General features: G+C 55.2%; 12 protein-coding genes. 8 read left to right on the top strand and 4 right to left on the bottom strand.

Features of this window, described 5'->3' with window-relative positions; translation table 11 throughout:
* Positions 1 to 158: 158 nt before the first annotated feature.
* Positions 159 to 2,975: a UvrD-helicase domain-containing protein gene (locus tag M5G11_RS13550; protein ID WP_273913957.1), complete on the bottom strand. Its 2,817-nt coding sequence runs from the start codon at positions 2,973 to 2,975 to the stop codon at positions 159 to 161.
* On the opposite strand from M5G11_RS13550, the gene M5G11_RS13545 reads away from it, so the two are divergent.
* Positions 2,956 to 3,549 carry an oxidoreductase gene (locus tag M5G11_RS13545; protein WP_273913958.1) on the top strand — a complete coding sequence of 198 codons (594 nt, stop codon included), beginning with the start codon at positions 2,956 to 2,958 and terminating at the stop codon, positions 3,547 to 3,549. The two genes, M5G11_RS13550 and M5G11_RS13545, sit on opposite strands and share 20 nt — an antisense overlap.
* Positions 3,550 to 3,854: 305 nt before the next feature.
* Here M5G11_RS13545 and M5G11_RS13540 read toward each other — a convergent pair whose 3' ends face one another.
* Entirely contained in the window at positions 3,855 to 4,073 is a 219-nt protein-coding gene (locus M5G11_RS13540; protein ID WP_054893433.1) for an MbcA/ParS/Xre antitoxin family protein, read from the bottom strand.
* 355 nt (positions 4,074 to 4,428) lie between these two features.
* Between M5G11_RS13540 and M5G11_RS13535 the strand changes: the two genes are divergently transcribed.
* The 4 genes from M5G11_RS13535 (at position 4,429) to M5G11_RS13520 (ending at position 11,194) form a co-directional block, all read left to right on the top strand.
* Entirely contained in the window at positions 4,429 to 6,738 is a 2,310-nt protein-coding gene (locus tag M5G11_RS13535) for an AAA family ATPase (RefSeq protein WP_273913959.1), read from the top strand.
* On the top strand, positions 6,735 to 8,606 hold the full coding sequence (locus M5G11_RS13530) for a UvrD-helicase domain-containing protein (RefSeq protein WP_273913960.1): 1,872 nt from the start codon (positions 6,735 to 6,737) through the stop codon (positions 8,604 to 8,606). The genes M5G11_RS13535 and M5G11_RS13530 overlap by 4 nt, the downstream gene beginning before the upstream one ends.
* 538 nt (positions 8,607 to 9,144) lie before the next feature.
* Positions 9,145 to 9,819, top strand: a complete 675-nt coding sequence (locus M5G11_RS13525; protein WP_054893436.1) for a cysteine hydrolase family protein — start codon at positions 9,145 to 9,147, stop codon at positions 9,817 to 9,819.
* Positions 9,820 to 9,832: 13 nt separating this feature from the next.
* Positions 9,833 to 11,194: a purine-cytosine permease family protein gene (locus M5G11_RS13520; RefSeq protein WP_273913961.1), complete on the top strand. Its 1,362-nt coding sequence runs from the start codon at positions 9,833 to 9,835 to the stop codon at positions 11,192 to 11,194.
* Between the two features lie 929 nt (positions 11,195 to 12,123).
* On the opposite strand, the gene M5G11_RS13515 is transcribed toward M5G11_RS13520, so the two are convergent.
* Positions 12,124 to 12,939, bottom strand: a complete 816-nt coding sequence (locus M5G11_RS13515) for an NADPH-dependent oxidoreductase (RefSeq protein ID WP_273913962.1) — start codon at positions 12,937 to 12,939, stop codon at positions 12,124 to 12,126.
* Positions 12,940 to 13,071: 132 nt separating this feature from the next.
* Here M5G11_RS13515 and M5G11_RS13510 point away from each other — a divergent pair, with 132 nt between their 5' ends.
* From M5G11_RS13510 to M5G11_RS13495, 3 genes are all read left to right on the top strand, one after another.
* Positions 13,072 to 13,386: a DUF7693 family protein gene (locus M5G11_RS13510; protein WP_273913963.1), complete on the top strand. Its 315-nt coding sequence runs from the start codon at positions 13,072 to 13,074 to the stop codon at positions 13,384 to 13,386.
* Positions 13,387 to 13,476: 90 nt separating this feature from the next.
* Positions 13,477 to 15,075, top strand: a complete 1,599-nt coding sequence (locus M5G11_RS13505) for an LA2681 family HEPN domain-containing protein (RefSeq protein ID WP_273913964.1) — start codon at positions 13,477 to 13,479, stop codon at positions 15,073 to 15,075.
* Positions 15,076 to 16,010: 935 nt separating this feature from the next.
* Positions 16,011 to 16,379 carry a histone-like nucleoid-structuring protein, MvaT/MvaU family gene (locus M5G11_RS13495; protein WP_273913965.1) on the top strand — a complete coding sequence of 123 codons (369 nt, stop codon included), beginning with the start codon at positions 16,011 to 16,013 and terminating at the stop codon, positions 16,377 to 16,379.
* Positions 16,380 to 16,504: 125 nt separating this feature from the next.
* On the opposite strand, the gene M5G11_RS13490 is transcribed toward M5G11_RS13495, so the two are convergent.
* Positions 16,505 to 17,200: an ImmA/IrrE family metallo-endopeptidase gene (locus M5G11_RS13490; RefSeq protein WP_273913966.1), complete on the bottom strand. Its 696-nt coding sequence runs from the start codon at positions 17,198 to 17,200 to the stop codon at positions 16,505 to 16,507.
* Positions 17,201 to 17,704: the final 504 nt, after the last annotated feature.

The raw sequence follows: 17,704 nt of genomic DNA, 5'->3' as shown, positions 1-17,704 counted from the left end.
ATGATAGCTCACGGCCATCTTTGCCCGCGAACGCTTTATTCACCCGGTAGTAGCTTCGCCCAGCTGTTGGCCTGTCGTTCAGCAACCTAGATCAGCCGTCGGACGTTTAGCGTTCGAGAGCCTCTCATCCCGAATACGCGCTATCCGTCCCCGGGAGCTCATTTCATAGGCTTACGACCGCTACTAGGCACTGACGCCTTGAACGGCGTTTTCTTCGGCGGCTTGTATTTACACCTGGGATAGGTTGAGCAGGATTGGAATTCTCCGTACGGCCCTCGTCGCCATATTAGCTCACCAACCTTACAGCCTGGACAGACAGGCCCCCTGGCCTTGGCGGGAGCTTGCGCAGCGGCTGACCCGGCAGCGGCGCTATCGGACTTGCGTTCAACTGCCGCCGGCTGTGTTATGGCCCGGCCGTTGTCATCACAGGGAGCTACGACACCTTCGTCGATCAACTCCTGCAGGAAAGATGAGCGGCGCCCTGCGACTGTGAACATGGCAACGCTGCGCCTTGCCCTTGTGAGTGCGACGTAGAACAGCCTGCGCTCCTCACTGGATGGAAAGGTATCGCCCTGCGGCATAACCATGGAGAACAGTGGATCGTCTACTTTTACGCTTGGAAACCCACGCATGACCATGCCCGGAAGAATCACATAGTCGGCCTCATCACCCTTTGAGGTATGCACGGTCTTGAACCTGAACGCCATACGATCGCCAAAACGTTGCTGCCAATCGTGACTCAGGAATTTGGCATCAAGCTTGTAGCGCCCCAGCACGAAGACGTTCACTTTGCCGCCCCGCCGCAAAGGCACTTTCCCCTCGCAGATCTGCTGATAGAGGCGCTCGACATATTTATCAACCGCTTGGGCTACCTTATTTCGGTGCTCGACCTGTATAGCCTGGAAGGCCGGCCCGATTGGCGCCGTCACAGAGTTCACGTTCTTCTTGAATTGGGCTGGGTTCTTCGACACAAATCGACTGGAGACGTCACAAATGGCCTGAGGGCATCTAAATGTCGTTTCTAGCCGAAGAACCTGGCCATGGCCGTACCAGGGTTTGAAACCTGTCATTACGGAAACGTCAGCGCCCGCGAATCGGTTGATCGATTGCCAGTCGTCCCCGACGGCGAATAGAAACCGATTGGGCTGCCGAACGAGGGCCTTGCAAAGCCGCGCCCGGGCACGCGATGCATCCTGGTACTCATCAGCCATAACCAGGTCATATGGCGACCGGTGCCCGGCCTCCAAATACTCTGCAGCCTTGTTGATCATGTCTTCGAAGTCGATTCCGTTCTCTGCGGCCAAGGCTTTGTTCCATTCCTTGACTACCGGGATCAGCAGGTCTACGAACATGTTGAACCGGTACTTGAAAGCGCCGCTGTCCATCTCGGCCAAGCGAGCTTTCAATTCCTGTTCCGTATAGCAGTTGCTTTTGAAATGGTTGATGAACGTACGGATCAGGCCAAGCAGGTCGGCTTGTTTGATGGGTTCCAAACCATTAAATGGGATCGGCCGATCAGGGTTGGGATCGAGCTTGATGCCCCTGTCGGTGAGCTCTTTAGCCAGATGGGTGAACGCTTCCCCACTGCGGACTTGGTGAGAAAGCGTTTCGATCAGGTGCGTTCCCTTCTGCTTGTGGATCTGACGTTTCCAAGCCACCCCGTCCAGATATTTCTTGAACTGCTCGGGGGGATGGCCCTCTGCGTCCAGAGCAAAATGCTCATGGTAGAGATTTAGACCTGGGTAGAAAAAGTCCGGGAAGTACTGACGATGTTCCGCCGTCGCGGTCGGGTGCTCATACTCACGTTCGTACTGGTACTCGACCCCGTTGTAAAAAAGCCAGTTGGCAATGATGCACTCCTCCTGGCTGGCCACCTCCTCGCCTTTTAGGGTGACCAGTTTCCCCTCGCCTTCCGAGTTTGTCGTATCGAAGAGCGTGTCATTACGTGAAAGTGGTAGGTGTCGACCAAACACCAAGCGGAAAATATCCCAGCGCGTACGGAACGCCGGAGACTTATCTTTGAGGTCATCAACAATCTCGGCTAGCTTGGCCAACGCAAGACGCTCTTTACGTGCCCAAGCGGGTACGTGCGGCGTGCTTCCGGTGGCCGAACCGATGATTTTCAGCCCTAAAGAATGGAACGTCATGGCTGCGATCTCGACGCTAGGCTTGCCAAGGCGTTCAAGGGAGGCATTGGCCCGTGCTTGAAGCTCTGCAGCCGCATCCTTGTTGTAAGCTAGCATGACGATAGATTTGGGACTGACAATCCCCCGCTGCATGGCATAGATGGCCTTGGCCACCATCGTGGAGGTCTTGCCGGAGCCAGCCGATGCGACAACTTGCACGCGGTTGTCAAAGCACACCACTGCCTCCGCCTGCTCGTCAGTTAAAGGCTTGCTTTCTACCTTGTCGAAAAGCTCCCGGCAGTCACGAAGCTCTCGCTCTGTGTGCAGCTTGTTGCGCTGCTCCCATGCGCCCGCCCAATCAGACGTCCAGCGTTCAATATCAAGCTCTGCTTGGGCATACCCATTCTTTAGATGAGCCCTCACCTCCGGGGTTTCGAGCAGCTCTCTCAGGGCCACCACGCTCAACTCTAGGGTTGGTTTGCTACCCAGTAATGCTTGTTGATTTTCATGGGTAAACCAGCGGTGCTTTTGATCAGCTGTTGCCAAAGCGTGGTCAACATCTGCGAGCCACTGGGAGAGCTTGGCATAGTAGGAATCGAAGCGCTGGCAGCGGAATCGTTTGAGGAGATCATCCACCGCCCGGTGCAGAGCCGGAGCTCGTAGGTTCGAGAGACCACCAAAGCGCACACCCGCGTTTGCAGGCCACACGAGTTCCGACCATAGCAAGCGGCGTTTGATTTCAAAGCTCGCGAGCGTTTCAGGGGCTATGTGGTATTGCCGCTCACCGACAGCCACAACAAGACGATCGCTCTCGACAAGCAGACGCCATTTGGCTGATCTAGTCAGCAAGCGCCCTAGCCTGGATGGCGTCCATTCCAAAAACATACACGATCCCTACACCCAAATAGGCGCAATTCTATCCCAATCTTCAGGGCTTTCGGACGATGCCGAACGCCGTTACCGGATCGTTCGGGAAATCATTGATGAAGTGAAGGTAGTGTGGGGGGATCGCCCGCTCTTCGTGCGCATCTCGAGCACCGACTATGCCGAAGGCGGTAACACGCCAGAGTCGTTCTTGGAGTACGGCCGCTGGATGAAAGAACAAGGCGTAGACCTGATCGACTGTAGCTCGGGCGGCATCAAAATGATCAAGGTGAACACCTACCCAAATTACCAGGTACCGGCGTCCGAGCTGCTGCGTAAGGAACTGGCTATTGCCACAAGTGCAGTAGGGCTGATCCAGAGCGGTCGGCAAGCAGAGGAGATTTTGCAGAACGGTCGCGCTGACTTGGTCTTCGTGGGGCGCCAGATGCTAAGGGATCCGTTCTGGGTTCGCTCCGCCGCCGATGATTTGAAGGAGCAAATCGAAATTCCGAAGCCTTACACCCGTTACGGTGCTGTCTGGCTTGATACAAACGCCTAAAGCCGCACTACTCGTCTGCGTTCAGCAAACCTCCTCTCATAACCCTGGTATCGGGCACTAGCTACCCTGGTTTGATAGAGGCGCCCTCACTCCAAATGCTCAGATGTGAGGGTGAGTTTGCCGGACGCTAACGCTGTTGAGTACAAGAATGGAGCGAGGTTGAATGCCGGGTAGTCGGCCATCGCCTTGGGGCCAACCCATCGACGGTAGAACAGCCCGCTTTGAGCGTCGGAACGTAACGCTCGGAGGCGGCTGCCGCACCCCGATCGCCACATTGCGGGATGTAGGGCGCTGCCCTGCCTCACTCACACAACAAACCCATGCTCTAAGCGCCTGACAAACTCGATAACCGTGTCAGTTTCCTGCCGGGTCGTGATCATGCTGGCAGGAGCTTTGCCGCAAAACGCCTTGACCGGCCGTGACATCCAGTGCAGGGCTGCATCGGCATCGCCGCCATACAAGCGCTTTGCTGCCTCGAGGACTTCCAAATAGCGAACGTGTTGATCAGGAGGCAAAGTGCTCATGGGTAAACTCCGTCTGCGTTCGTTGTGATGCCAAGCCAGGCTAGCATTTTCTAGCCCGCGGCCAGCTTAGGCAAGCATAGGCCCTATGGCACCGCGGAAAAACGCCTATCAGGTGGCCTGCCGGCTACTAGGTAGACCCTGCAGGTAGGCGATCAGGCACTTCTCTAGCACGGCTGAGCAGAAACGGACTGCCCCCGGATGCGTTTCGAGAACCGAAACTTAGCGATTGTTGTTGGGCTCTCTGGGCGCATTTGCAAAACGCCACTGTGGCTATTGGAGTCCTGCAGACGCTGGGCTAGAGTCTCGGAATCCACCACCGCGGCAACCCGCCGTGAGTCGTCACAAGGAAGAGGCTATGCAGATCCAGTACTTGGAGATTGCGAATTTCCGCAAGCTCCTGTCCGTTCGAATCGACCTGGCAAGCACCACCACCCTACTGGTCGGCGCCAACAACAGCGGTAAGTCCTCCGCGATGTTGGCCCTGCGCAAGTTCCTGCTGTCGAAAGCGACCGCGTTCAGACTGCAGGATTTGACCCTTTCCCACCTTGCAACGATTGATGCCACTGGTGCCGATTGGGAGTCTGCTGACGAAACCCTTGAGACCCCTAAGGCTAACGAGTGGGCGAATTGGTTGCCCACGCTGGATCTGTGGGTGGAAGCTTCGCAGGGGGAGCTGCACCACATTAGAGACCTAATCCCCAATTTCGCCTGGAAAGGCGGTCATGTAGGGATGCGCTTCAGGCTTGAGCCCAAAGACATGGCCAAGCTCTTTACCGATTACCGGAAAGAGCGAGCCCGCGTAAAAAAGCTGCAGCAAGAGATCGTGAAGCAGACCGCGGAAGGGAAAACGCCACCCACCCTGCCCCTCTGGCCACAAAGTCTTCACGACTACCTGAATCGGCGGCTAGGTACCATGTTCGTCGTTCGCTGGTATCGCCTCGACCCTACTCAGCTTCAGGCGCCAGATCCCAAAACGCGCCATGCCAATCTGCAACCGCTATCTTCGACCGCTACGGCGCTGGATGCCAATCCGCTCACTGACCTGATACGCGTTCATGAAATCAACGCCCAGCGTGGCTTCGGAGACAGTGCAGAAGAATCTGTCACTGAGGGCAGAGGGGGGTCGGGGAAAAGACTGACAGAGCAACTACGCGCCTACTACAACCGGCATCTGGATCCAGGTGACAGCCCAGACATATCAGATTTAGAAGCGTTGACAGCTATCCAGGCTGCCCAGACTGCGTTCGATTCTCGGCTCACCTCGAGCTTTGCGCCAGCTCTTTTAGAAGTCGCTGGCTTGGGCTATCCCAACCATTCTGATCCCGCTATTAAAGTGGAGACCCGGTTGTCTCCTACTGATGGTATGAACCACGAAGCAGCGGTGCTGTTCGAGCTGGATTCAGTCGCCGGTGCGCCTGGCGCACCTCCCATGCGGTTGCCCGAAACCTCTAACGGGTTGGGTTACCAGAACCTGATCTCCATGATTTTCCAATTGATGGCGTTCCGGGACGACTGGCTAAAAAAGTACAAGGATTCGGAGGAGCGAACCGACGCAGGGGTCGAGCCAATCCACCTCGTGCTCATTGAGGAGCCTGAAGCCCACCTGCATGTCCAGGTGCAGCAAGCTTTCATCAAGCATGCGTATCACGTCCTGAGTAATGACCCGCTGCTGAAGAAGTATCCGAAGCTCAACACCCAGATGGTCGTCAGCTCTCACTCGAGCCACGTTGCTCATGAGACGGAGTACGCGAATCTACGATACTTCCGGCGGCTGCCGGCAGGAATGGCCGGTGTGCCGGTACCGGTATCGACCGTCTCCAATCTGAGCACGGTGTTTGGCGATAAGAACCGTCACAAGCAAACGAAAGAATTCGTAACCCGCTACCTCAGGGCCCAACATGCTGATCTCTTCTTTGCCGACGCAGTCATTTTGGTTGAAGGTGCGGCGGAAAGAATGATGCTGCCGCATTTCCTGCGCAGCCACTTCCCTTTCCTAGATCGGTGCTACATCACCATTCTGGATATCGGGGGCAGCCATGCGCATCGCCTCAGGCCCCTAGTTGATGCGCTTGGTATTGTGACGCTGGTGATCACGGATCTCGACGCAGGGCACAAGAAATCAGCTGTACCCGTGAAGCGCAAAGCATCACAGGCGACCAATAACCCTACCCTGCGTAACTGGGTGACGGCGCAGCAGGTTGGACACGATGTCGACACGCTCCTGGATCTGGATGATGAGCACAAGGCTCAACAGATAGACGACCTGTTTGCGATCCGAATCGCATATCAGACGCCCATCAAGATCCGATTGCCCAGCACTGAGAACGAAGCCGAAGCGCTCCCCAATACCTTCGAGGACAGCCTGGTGTTGAGCAATGTGCAGCACTTTAAACAGAAAAAAGGCCAAGGTCTGACCAAACCCTTTGCGGCGGCGCTGCGTGAGTCGGAGACCGCAGATGCTCTTGGCAGAGCATTGTTCGACGCGCTTAGGGAGGGTGACAAAGCGAAGTTCGCCCTCCAGGTTTTGGGTGACCCGGATTTTGCGAAGTTGACGGTTCCAGAATACATCCGAGAAGGGCTCGTCTGGTTAGAGGAAAAGCTCAAGAAGAAGAGCAAGGAGCTGCTGATTGTTCCAACGGCCAGTATCGAGGTGACAGAGCAATGAGCATCGTGACTGAGGTACCTGCTGACCCGAAGCGGAACGCGGACGATGTTATCCAGGAGTGCCTTAACCTTGAACATCCACGCAGCTTTTTCCTGTACGCAGGTGCCGGCTCAGGCAAGACTCATTCGCTTGTGATGGCCGTGAAATCGCTCAAGGATCGTGAACGCGAACGCCTGACCTTTGAGGGGCGCCAAATCGCGATCATTACCTACACCAATGCAGCCTGTGAGGAAATCGCTCGCCGCCTCGAGCACGACCCCTTGGTTGAGGTCTCTACAATCCATGCGTTTTCTTGGCGAATGATCAAGGGCTTCAACGACGACATACGTGATTGGTTGCGCATCAAGCTTGCCGAAGATATCGAGGAGCTTGATGACAAGCTCAGTCGCGCCCGGGGGGTTAACAAAACCTTTCTGGCGAACCAGGCTAGTCGGGACAGCAAAGCGCGCCGCCTGGCCAACCTGGACAACATAACTGCCTTCACATATAGCCCTACCGGTGACAACCGAAGCAGGCAGTCGTTGAACCATAGTGAGGTCATCCAGATGGCCGCGGCGTTCATTCCCAAGCCGCCGTTGCTTGACGTCATGGCGGATCGGCATCCGGTGCTGCTGATCGATGAAAGCCAAGATACGAATGGCCCTCTGATGGATGCATTTTTACAAGCTCAAGCCGCAGCTCCCAAACGTCTCTGTCTGGGATTGCTGGGCGACACGATGCAGCGGATCTACAACGATGGAAAGGTTGGGCTGGATGATGCGATCCCGCCGGATTGGGCCAAGCCTGAGAAGCGCATGAACCGCCGTTGCCCGACGCGAGTTGTTGAACTGATCAACGTGATCCGCGCCAGCGTAGATGATCATGAGCAGATACCTAAGCCAGGCGCCGCGCAAGGCACTGTGCGTATGTTCTGCACTCGACAGGTTGCAAGTCTGGACTTTAGCTTGGAAGACCAAATCGCAAAGCAGATGGCAAAAGTCACTGGAGATGCGCAGTGGGCAGCTGGCACGAAAGGCCGCAAGACGCTCATCTTGGAGCACAAAATGGCTGGACGGCGCATGGGATTTGAGGGGGTATTCTCGCCGCTGTACGAGGTTGAGCACCTTGGTACCGGATTGCTGGACGGAACGTTACCCATACTTAAGCTTTTCTTCGAACAAGTCGGCCCTATCCTTGAAGCTGCGCAAGCAGATGACTTCGCGTTGATGGAGGCGGTGCGTCTACGCTCTCCACTTCTTGATCCCAAGCACCTGCAGTCGGTATCTGATCAGCTCGACTTGTTGGAGTCGGTTGGTAAAGCTACAGCTACCCTGTGTGAGCTGCTCAGGGACAACGATCCGTCGATAGAGGAAGTATCCCAGATCCTTCTGCAGACTGGCCTACTCGAGCTGCCGGAACGTTTCGTGGAAGCCTTGGATCAGGGCGCAACGACGGACGACGCGCCGGATACTACAGATCATGATGCGCTTGAGGTTCATGCGTATCGGGTTGTGCTGGGTCGCCCCTATTCGGAGATGGCAGCATTTGCGGGTTATGCAAATGGGCTGTCGCCGCTTGACACCCACCAGGGCGTCAAGGGGCTGGAGTTCCCGCGGGTAATGGTCGTGCTTAACGATGATGAAGCACGCGGATTTCTGTTCAGCTATGAAAAGCTGCTAGGCGTAGTGCCTGCGTCTGCAAACGACGTGAAAAACCAGCTCGCTGGTAAGGACGATTCTCTCTCTCGAACACGACGACTTCTGTATGTCACCTGCAGCCGCGCTGAGGAAAGCCTGGCAATCGTGGTCTACACCGCTGAGCCAGAGGTTGCCAAGGCGAGCGTCATCAAGGCCGGCTGGTTGAAGGCGGACGAGATCGTGGTGCTTTGAGACGGAATGTAGCGCTGTGAGACTGCTCCGTCAGGCACGACGTAGCATCAGGGGGAAGTATCTAGTGACACCCTCGTTACGTTTGGTACCACAGTATTACGGCATACCGAATACCAAAGGTAACGAGCGACTATCCCCCTCTCCTCGTAAGCTGCAGGCCAGACGGTGTGTATGTGTTGGCTTGATTTTTGCTTTGCTAAGGCATCCCTTCGTAGAGCATTTTTCAATGTTCAACCTCAAAGCTGTTCAGATCAATGCAAGAGTCCGCAGCGCTAGCTGTGGCAATGCATTGCCGTCTGGAGCTATGAGGGCCTACCTTCGTCGAACCTTTTCGCCATCCCAGGTGGAGCTAAGACGAATGCCTGCCTGTGTGGCAGCAAAGCAAAACGGTTTCTGGCAGATAGTCAGGTAAATCCCTTCCGCGAGCATCCACCTCGCGGTTAGGAGTGATCCCGCATCACTCAACCCATTTCCTGATAATCCTCCGGTATGCCCGCCAAGGCGCTTACTGCGGAGTTCTGCACTCGGAAGAAACGTGATGAGCAACGATACAGCCTTATTGGTTATCGATTTACAAAAAGAAGACGGCTTTTCTCTTGAGCGCTTTGACCAGGTGGTCGAGAACGCAGCCGCGTTGATAGACACCGCCCGAAATCTCGGAATCCCTCTATTCTATACCCGCCATGTTAATGAAGCCCTAGGTGATGACCTGATGCTTGGTGAGCCCGTGGACGGTCATGGCCAACCAACTACCTACCTCGACGGCACTTATGCAATTGAGATTCTCGATGCGCTTGCTCCAATCGAGGGCGATGTAGTAATCGATAAGCACCGTTACAGTGCATTTCACGGAACTAGGTTGGCTCAAATGCTTCACCGCAGGGGGATCAAAAATCTCGTTGTAATAGGCGTCTTGACTGATGTCTGTGTAATGACCACTGTTTTCGACGCGTACCAACACGATTTCAACATAACCATTGTCAATGACGCTTGTACCGCCACCACATTAGCCGCTCATTATTCGGCTTTGTTCATTCTTTCCAACTGGGTCTACGGGCTTGAGATCTTTTCTACGGAGCAGTTGATACGGCGCTTACGCAGTGAGCCAGCGACCTCATTGTTGACTGCTGAGCCTGATCACCTTGCGTTCCAGCCTGAGGCGTTTGTAGAGGCTATACAGCGCCTTGAAAAGAGCCTTGTCAAAGAGATCTGATTGGAGAGTCAAAATGAAAGTAGAAAATAGAAGTATTGATTTCGTTCCCGAAAATGAGCGCTACGGCAAGCCTCGCTCGTTGTTTTTTGTGTGGTTTGGTGCGAATGCCAATATCACGACCGTTGCGGCCGGCGTATTGCCAATCAGTCTAGGGCTTAACCTCTTTTGGCGCGTCATCTCTATTCTGGTGGGGTCAATGATTGGCGCAATCTTCATGGCTTCGCACTCCGCGCAGGGGCCAAGATTGGGCATTCCTCAAATGATCCAGAGCCGGGCACAATTCGGCGTCTTTGGTGCAATCGTACCATTGCTTTTCGTCATGATGATTTATCTCGGTTTCTTTGTCAGTAATACGCTGCTCGCCGCTCAGGCCATCGTAAACGCGAGCCCATTGAGCAATGAGACCAATATCGCGCTGCTAGGTGCGGTTTGCTTCCTCGTGGCTTTATTTGGCTACCAATTGATCCATCGATTCCAAAAGATCCTGTCATTGGTATCGATAGTAGTTTTTGGCATCGCCAGTTACTACGCTCTCACCATGGCAATTGAACCTGGACAGTGGACACTGCAAGGTTTTAGCTGGGTAAGCTTCCTAGCGTCGGTGAGCATTTCAGTGACTTGGCAACTGTCGTACGCCCCCTATGTGGCCGATTACTCGCGCTACTTGCCCACGCAGACATCTAGCCAGCAAGTTTTCTGGTACAGCTACCTCGGAACGGTGATTGGCGGGAGCTGGATGATGATTTTGGGAGCGGTGCTTGCAAAGAGCATGGCTGGCTTTTCGGATAACGTGGGCTTGAATCTGGTTGGCGTACTGGGGGGTGGCACTATTCTCACCTTTGCGTTCGTACTGTACGGTCAAATCGCGATTAACGTTTTCAACCTGTACGGGGCCTTCATGTCGACCGTGACGGTAGTAGAGCCCTACTCAAGATTGAAGGTGACGCCTGGGGTACGCGCCGGCTTCATGCTGGTCATTTGTGCGGCAGCGACAGGACTATGCACTCTCGCCCAGGATGACTTCCTTCAGTTCTTCCTCAACTTCATCTTCTTCATGAGCTATTTCCTCATCCCTTGGACAGCAATCAACCTTGTGGACTACTACGCCCTACGCAAAGGCGTCTACCAGATCGCAGATATCTTTGAGCCGAATGGCGTCTATGGGAAGGTGAATTGGATAGCCATCACGGTGTTCCTCACAACCATCATCCTCGAAATACCCTTCATGAGTACCTCGCTCTACGTAGGGCCGGTAGCTCAACAGCTGGAGGGCATCGATCTGGCTTGGGCTGTAGGTCTTATCTTCCCTGCAGTCGCTTATTACTGGCTCATGAAACGCCGTAAGACTCCGATGTCTACACTCGCCAAAATCTAAGAAGCGCTGTAGCGCCCTGAGCATACGACTGGATTGATTGCTCAGGGCGCATTGCCTACCGGGAAAATGAAATCTGCGTCGTCTACCCTCATCGCTTCGCTTTGCTCCTGCAGGTCATTAGTGCCTGGCTCCAGTGAAGCCGCGGAGCAATCCCGCCAAGCTATCCCGCAGACGTTGCCGCAGGCTTTGCTTTGCTGCTCTGCCAATCCTCTCAAGTCTTTCAATCCTGGCAATCATCCGTGCGATGCCAAGTCGCGCACGTTGTCGGCGTCCATTCCTTCTCATAAGCCGGTCTCCAAATGTCCCAATCTGGTTACTCGAAACACTAGTGGTGGATTGGTCACCGTACCATTTGGCGCGCCCGTGGAACCAGCCACGAGTAGAAAGGGTGTTACTCCCCACTCTCAATAACTGTATGTGCATACAGCACTGTTGAAATCTCACGGAAAATGAGAGCCAGCCTGCTCGAGGAGCACCATGGTCAGCTCTCAATCATTCTCATCCGGCCCAATGCCAGGCGTCGCAGGGCCTGTAGCCATTCTTCAGGGATGGGCGTTCAGCTAGAAATTCTCGTCGAAAAGGTCGGTCAGGTGGTCATGTGCGGGGATGAAATAAAATAGTGTATGGATAAACAGTTGTCGGCAGGTGATTGCCCCAGTCGGCCGCTCAAACGTTAACAACGTCAGCCTCGTGCTGCGCACCTGGTCGCTCAAGCGTCTCCACGGTAGGAGCCGGAAACTGAGCTGCCCTACTCTGCTTTATTCCACCCCTGCTCGAGCGTTCTGCCCACGCCCCTTCCTTTGCTCTCCGAATTGATCAAGCCAGCGTCACAGCGCCGGGGCGTGAGGGTCTAATACCCTACGCAACTGAAATTTCGCCAATCCTAGCGAGCGGCGCCACAGCTGAAGAGCTCAACAAATCTACGAGTATCAGCGCAGCCCGAATCCCATCCGCGCGAGCTCACCAAGTAGCTCTTCACGCCCATGCAGGCTCGAAACACTCCGCAGCCTGCTGACCACTTGCTCTGACCAGCCCGAAGCCTTCATTCCCTCGCGCTGATAGAACGCGCCCAAGCGCTCATCGTAGTCCGCAAGAACGCCCTCCTCGCCGGTCGCCGAGTAGGTTTCGTGGTGCAGCACTGCCTGCTGGGGCAGTCGCGGCTTTACCTTCGTAGGCCGGTCAGGGGATGGATAGCCGACGCACAAGCCGAAGACGGGATATACCTGGGGCGGCAGCGCCAGCTCCTTGGCAACGCTTTCGATGTCGTTGCGAATGCCACCGATGTACACGCTCCCAAGCCCCAGCGATTCCAGTGCAACGACGGCGTTTTGCGCCGCCAGTGCTGCATCGATGGTGCCGAGCAGCAAGCTTTCCAGGTAAGGCAGTGCTTCCAGCTCAACCGCCTGTTGCTCCGCGATGCGAGACACACGGGACAGGTCTGCAAGCCAGACAAGAAAGAGCGGCGCTTGATGGATGTAGGCCTGATTACCGGCCAGGGCGGACAGGCGCTTTTTACGATCGACATTTTGAACGGCGAGGACACTCCAGACCTGCAGGTTTGAGGACGTAGACGCAGACTGAGCGGCTGCGATTAAAGTCTCGATGGTACCCTCAGGCAGAGGTCGGTCAGTGAAGGCCCGGACGCTCCGGTGATCAAGGAGCTGCTCGATGATCACATTGCATTGAGTGAGCGGCGAAATGTCAGGCGTGCCGTAGCGTGCGGTGAGTTTTGAGTGGGCTGTCATGAGCGTCCTCCAAAAAGGCCGAAGGCTATCAAATAGATGTCGGGGTAACACGCCCAGGAGGCCAAGTTTCATTTACCATGCGATCTAATCCGGGCACGGCCAGCCCAAACATCCCAGCCAGGTACCTTTCGTTTGGCAGCAAAACCACTAACCGCCCGCGAGGTTTATCAAGTCCTGCGCGACATCTCCCTTGGGGTTCGTACCATGCGCCGCTTGGGCGCACAGTCTTGGTCTGAGATCTACTGTGGCCAGATGACCATTGAGAGCGATGGCTGGGTGTTCACGTTCTACAACGATTGCGACGCCCTCGATTACTGCGACAGCTGCTACAGCCCTGATGGCCGCGCGTACGTTTTCAATTCCTCGCAGTCTTACAGCACTGACCCTGTAGAGTTATTGAGCACTTGGGAGCATGCGCAGCTTGAAAAGCTGTTGAGTGCCTCATAGCCGACCAATAAGGGAGCTACGCGGGTTTGACTTACTAGACGGTCGGCTAAGGCCGCTAAGATAATCAGCTCCTCATCGCGGTGATTGCCCATGGACGATTTCGCCAGCCGTTTTTCTCAGCAGGGTTATGAACCCCACGCCGACGACCGCGCTCACCTTCTGAAGGCATTGATTGAACAGCTCGGCAGCCCAAGTGACGCTCCTCGTCTTCGACGTCTCTATGACTCAGTGATCGATGCTGCAGGTGATGGCGCCGATGAAGGCATCTTGCGGCATGCGACGCAGCTAGCGGACTTAGTGGCTTCGCGCGTCGAGCCGGAGAACGGATGCCTCGTTTACTACTCATGTTCCAATGCATGGGCCGAGCTGAGGAAGCTGGAGGTGCAGTCATGGGAAGACGATACCCTAGACCACCCTGCTCTGCTCAAACAGCTTTATTTCCTGCGCGCCTCTGTACAGCACTCAGGATTTAAAGAGCTGGCACCAATGCTTCGCTCGAGAATCCATTGCAATCTAGGCAATGCGCTCAGGGCGTGTGGACGTTGGATTGAGGCGCTCAGGGAATGGCGCAATGCCTTGGAAGACAATCCGATCCTGGGTATGGCGCTGGGCAACCTTGGCATTGGCTTGGCTCAATACGGCAGTGCGCTTTACGACCCTAATCACACCTATTGGCTCCTTGTGCATGCCCAGCGCAAGCTGGCATCAGCCATCGAGGGTGGCGTGGGCCGTGATGGCGCGACCTATCCTGAAGCGATAGAGTTTTTCAAAAGGCATCACGACAGGCTGGTCGAGTCCGTCGACGACGATGGTAACGCAGAGCTGTTTGAGCACAGCCTTGGCTCCTCGAAGGAGGAAAGACGTTACCGGCGATGGTGCCTTGAGGAACAGTTGTTCCTCAATCCCATGAACGACCTAGGAGCGTTCCCCGCCGCCGCTCAAGACGTCCTAACGTTACCCGGGCATGATGCCAAGGCCGGAATCACTTACCTCGGCTTTTACAACCAACTGAAGCAGGAGTACGGGTTCGCTCGTCATTGTCTCTATTTGGGGGATCACGCCAAAGCCGGTCATGTGGCGGACAGGGGCATGTCACTCGCCTTCAATTGCGATTACGCGCTCTATGGCATGGGCCTAGAGCAGATCAAGACTGCCTATCGCAGCGCCTATTCGTTGCTGGATAAGCTTGCCTACTTTATCAACGCCTACTGGAAGCTGGGCATACCCGAGAAGGCGGTAGGCTTCCGGACTGTATGGCTCAAATCGGACAGAAATGGCCGCCTGCTCCAGCCGCGGGTGGTGCGTGATGAATTCATATCCACGCGGAATCTTCCGCTTCGCGCGCTGTATTGGGTATCCCAGGACATCTACTCCAAGGAGTTAAAGGATGTGGCTCGACCTGATGCTCAGGCGCTTGATGAATTGAGAAACCACCTTGAGCACAAGTACGCCAAAATCGTGGATTCTTGCCATTGGATTGGCGAGCATTCTGGGCTCTGGAGTGATCACTTGGCATTTGTACTCGATAGGGATGACCTCTACGCGAAGAGCCTATTGATGCTTAAGCTGTCCAGGGCGGCGCTTATCTATCTGTGCCTGGCAATGCATTTTGAGGAATCGCAGCATCAGACTGAGGGCCCGGTTGGGGAGTTGCCAGTCGAGGACTACCCGGACGACCTCAAAACCTGAGGATGGCGGCGATTCCTCCGTCATCGAATTTGGCTGAAGCAGCCGACAGAGCGAAATTTCGAGTTAGCCGGCCGTAGGCTAGCCTCATCGATTAGGTCTGAATCGCCCCTTGTTTTGTAGACTTATCTAACGACTGCAAAGGGTCGATTTCGGTCAGTCATGACCGTCTGATTTCTACCCGTTGCTGCCGGTGAGCCGAACAGCAATCTTTGTGGGAGCGGGTTTACCCGCGAACACCGGCACAGCTGGTGCCATCCACCTCGGCGCATGCTTCGCGGGTAAACCGCTCCCACAGAGTGCGCGTCGCGCTCACGAAACCGGCGTCTGCCGTGGGTCGATAGCTGCCTTAGGGCTGGACGTCTGCATCACGGATTGGCTTGAGCACTATGCTCCCACCTATCAATTCTATTGTCAGGGACAGCAATCGACCCACGGCGATCGCTAGATGTTGGGGCCTCCGGCTGGCGGCGCTGGAGCTGACAGCTGAGTGTTGGAAGGTGTCTGCTTTCGGACGATACCTGCTGGTCAAGACGAACCCGTGCGCTGGTCAAATCCGATGCAAATGGCTGACCTGGGCATTCGCGATCTCCGACTCTCTCCGGGTGGCTACCAGGTGCTCTTGGGACGTTTCCTTCGCGTTCTCAGCCTAGGTGGCAGCCATATTTGCGATGCCCAGATAACCTTTCAGGCGCCTCCAGGGAGTCCAGTGTAAAGCTAGTTGTTCTGCCTTGCCCCTCCCTGCAATCGTTCATTGTCACGATTGAGTCGAGACGGCTCATCCTGGCGCACCACCAGGGTTGGTTGGAGTTGCAGCAATTCGTGCTGCGACTGCTGAGGATGAAATTGCTCAGAATCGCGTTGAGGTGGGGTACGAATTGTAGTGATGGCGTGGACTCCAGCCCCTATACTCAACGCACCACATACAGGAGTGTCAAATGTCCAGACTCGCAGAATTCCGTGCCCTTGAGCAACAACTAGCTGCTCAGCTCGCCGAACTTGAGTCCCTCAAAAACGATGATGGTCTGAAGCGTGAAATCGAGTTTGAAAGAAAGCTTCGTGATCTACTCAATGAGTACGGTTACAGCCTGCGCAATATCGTGGCCATTCTTGACCCACAAGCTGCTACCCGACGTGCTCCAGCCGTTGCAGCTGAAAAGAGTACCCGCAAGCCGCGCCAGCTCAAGGTTTACAAAAACCCTCATTCGGGAGAACTCGTGGAGACCAAGGGTGGTAATCACAAGACCCTAAAAGAGTGGAAAAGCCAGTATGGCTCCGAGGAAGTCGAGAGCTGGTTAGCTCAGTAAATCCTCCTGATTCAAAGAAACGGGGCCCTCGTGATGGCCCCTTTTTTTGAGGTCTAGATGATCGATGAATGCCCCCTAGCGCCTCGCAAACCATCGACACGAACCGTACCGAAGCCCTGCCCGCTCTAAGGCCAGCGCACCAAGTCCAGTTCTTTGATCCTGATCGCCATGGCCGAATCCGAGACACCGAATTGCTGGGCCAGTGACACTAGGTTCTGGTTGTTGAACCGGGTGCACCGCGCCAGCGCCAGCTCGCGCTCACCGGAATCTTTCGACGCGTAAAGCAGCCGATCAGGATTAATGGGATCGAGGTGATACGCGATCACGTCGCTGAAGCGCAATTGCCCCTTGCAGCAGAACATGAACTCGAACCTTTCCCTCAGCAGCTTCTGAGGCATCAGGAAGCAGGCCGCGAAGCGATCTGCTTGCCGCTCTGCTGGCGCACGCGGTGTTTGCAGCGGGCTGCCATCAAACGCGCGGTCGCGATGCATGACGGTGTCCTCATACAGCACGAGGTGACCGATTTCATGGGCACCAGTGAACAATTGGACTTTGTCACCAAATTCCGTTGCGACTGCGATCTTACTCGATTGACGATCAATCAGGCCTGCGATGCGAGTACCGGTGTTATGCCGGTTGAACTGGGTATCCCCCAGGGTGGGATGCTCATGATAGTCGTAGCCGCAGACCATGGCAGCGATCTTGGGGCTGCGCATCATCATCATCGGCGGAGTATCTTGATCCGGCCACAGGTACCGGCGATCACGGTAAATCTGCATGAGCAGGTCGGTCGCTGCTTTCTCGAAATGGGCTTCTTTCATGGCATAACACCAGATATAGGCTCTCAAGCACATCTAGCCCAATATGTAGTGCTTTCAATATGTGCTTAACCCAACATATAGGCTTTGCCGATGAACGGTACGGCTGTAATGGGTGCCCAAACTCCAATGGGCTTAGAGATCTGAAACAAGATCCGCTCTCTCTCGTTAGATAGCAGCCACGCTATCGAAACCCATGGTATTTCCTGTCCTTCGACCAAGGAACATAGCGGACTGGGTCGGTCTCGGTGCTGAAGCAGACTCCTTGGATTTTGTGAATCACAATGCCGTCTCGAGCTAGACGCAGGCTTGGCTCCGGCGGAGGTACCAGGGGGACGTACTGGGAGGACTGATCTGAGTCTTTAGGTTCGGCTTCCCAGAACTCTGGGTAATACACCCACCTATCTTCATCCGACTCCCAGAGACTCACATACTCAGCCTTTTCCGTGTCATCCAGCCGCTCTACACCACTTGCTTTGTGGAAAAGAGGCTATTCGGAATAGTGTG

It is taken from the genome of Pseudomonas fontis, from assembly GCF_028656955.1.
GTDB classification, from domain to species: Bacteria; Pseudomonadota; Gammaproteobacteria; order Pseudomonadales; family Pseudomonadaceae; genus Aquipseudomonas; species Aquipseudomonas fontis.
Note: the sequence above shows the minus strand (reverse complement) of the source record. Positions and strands in the feature narration are given on the sequence as shown.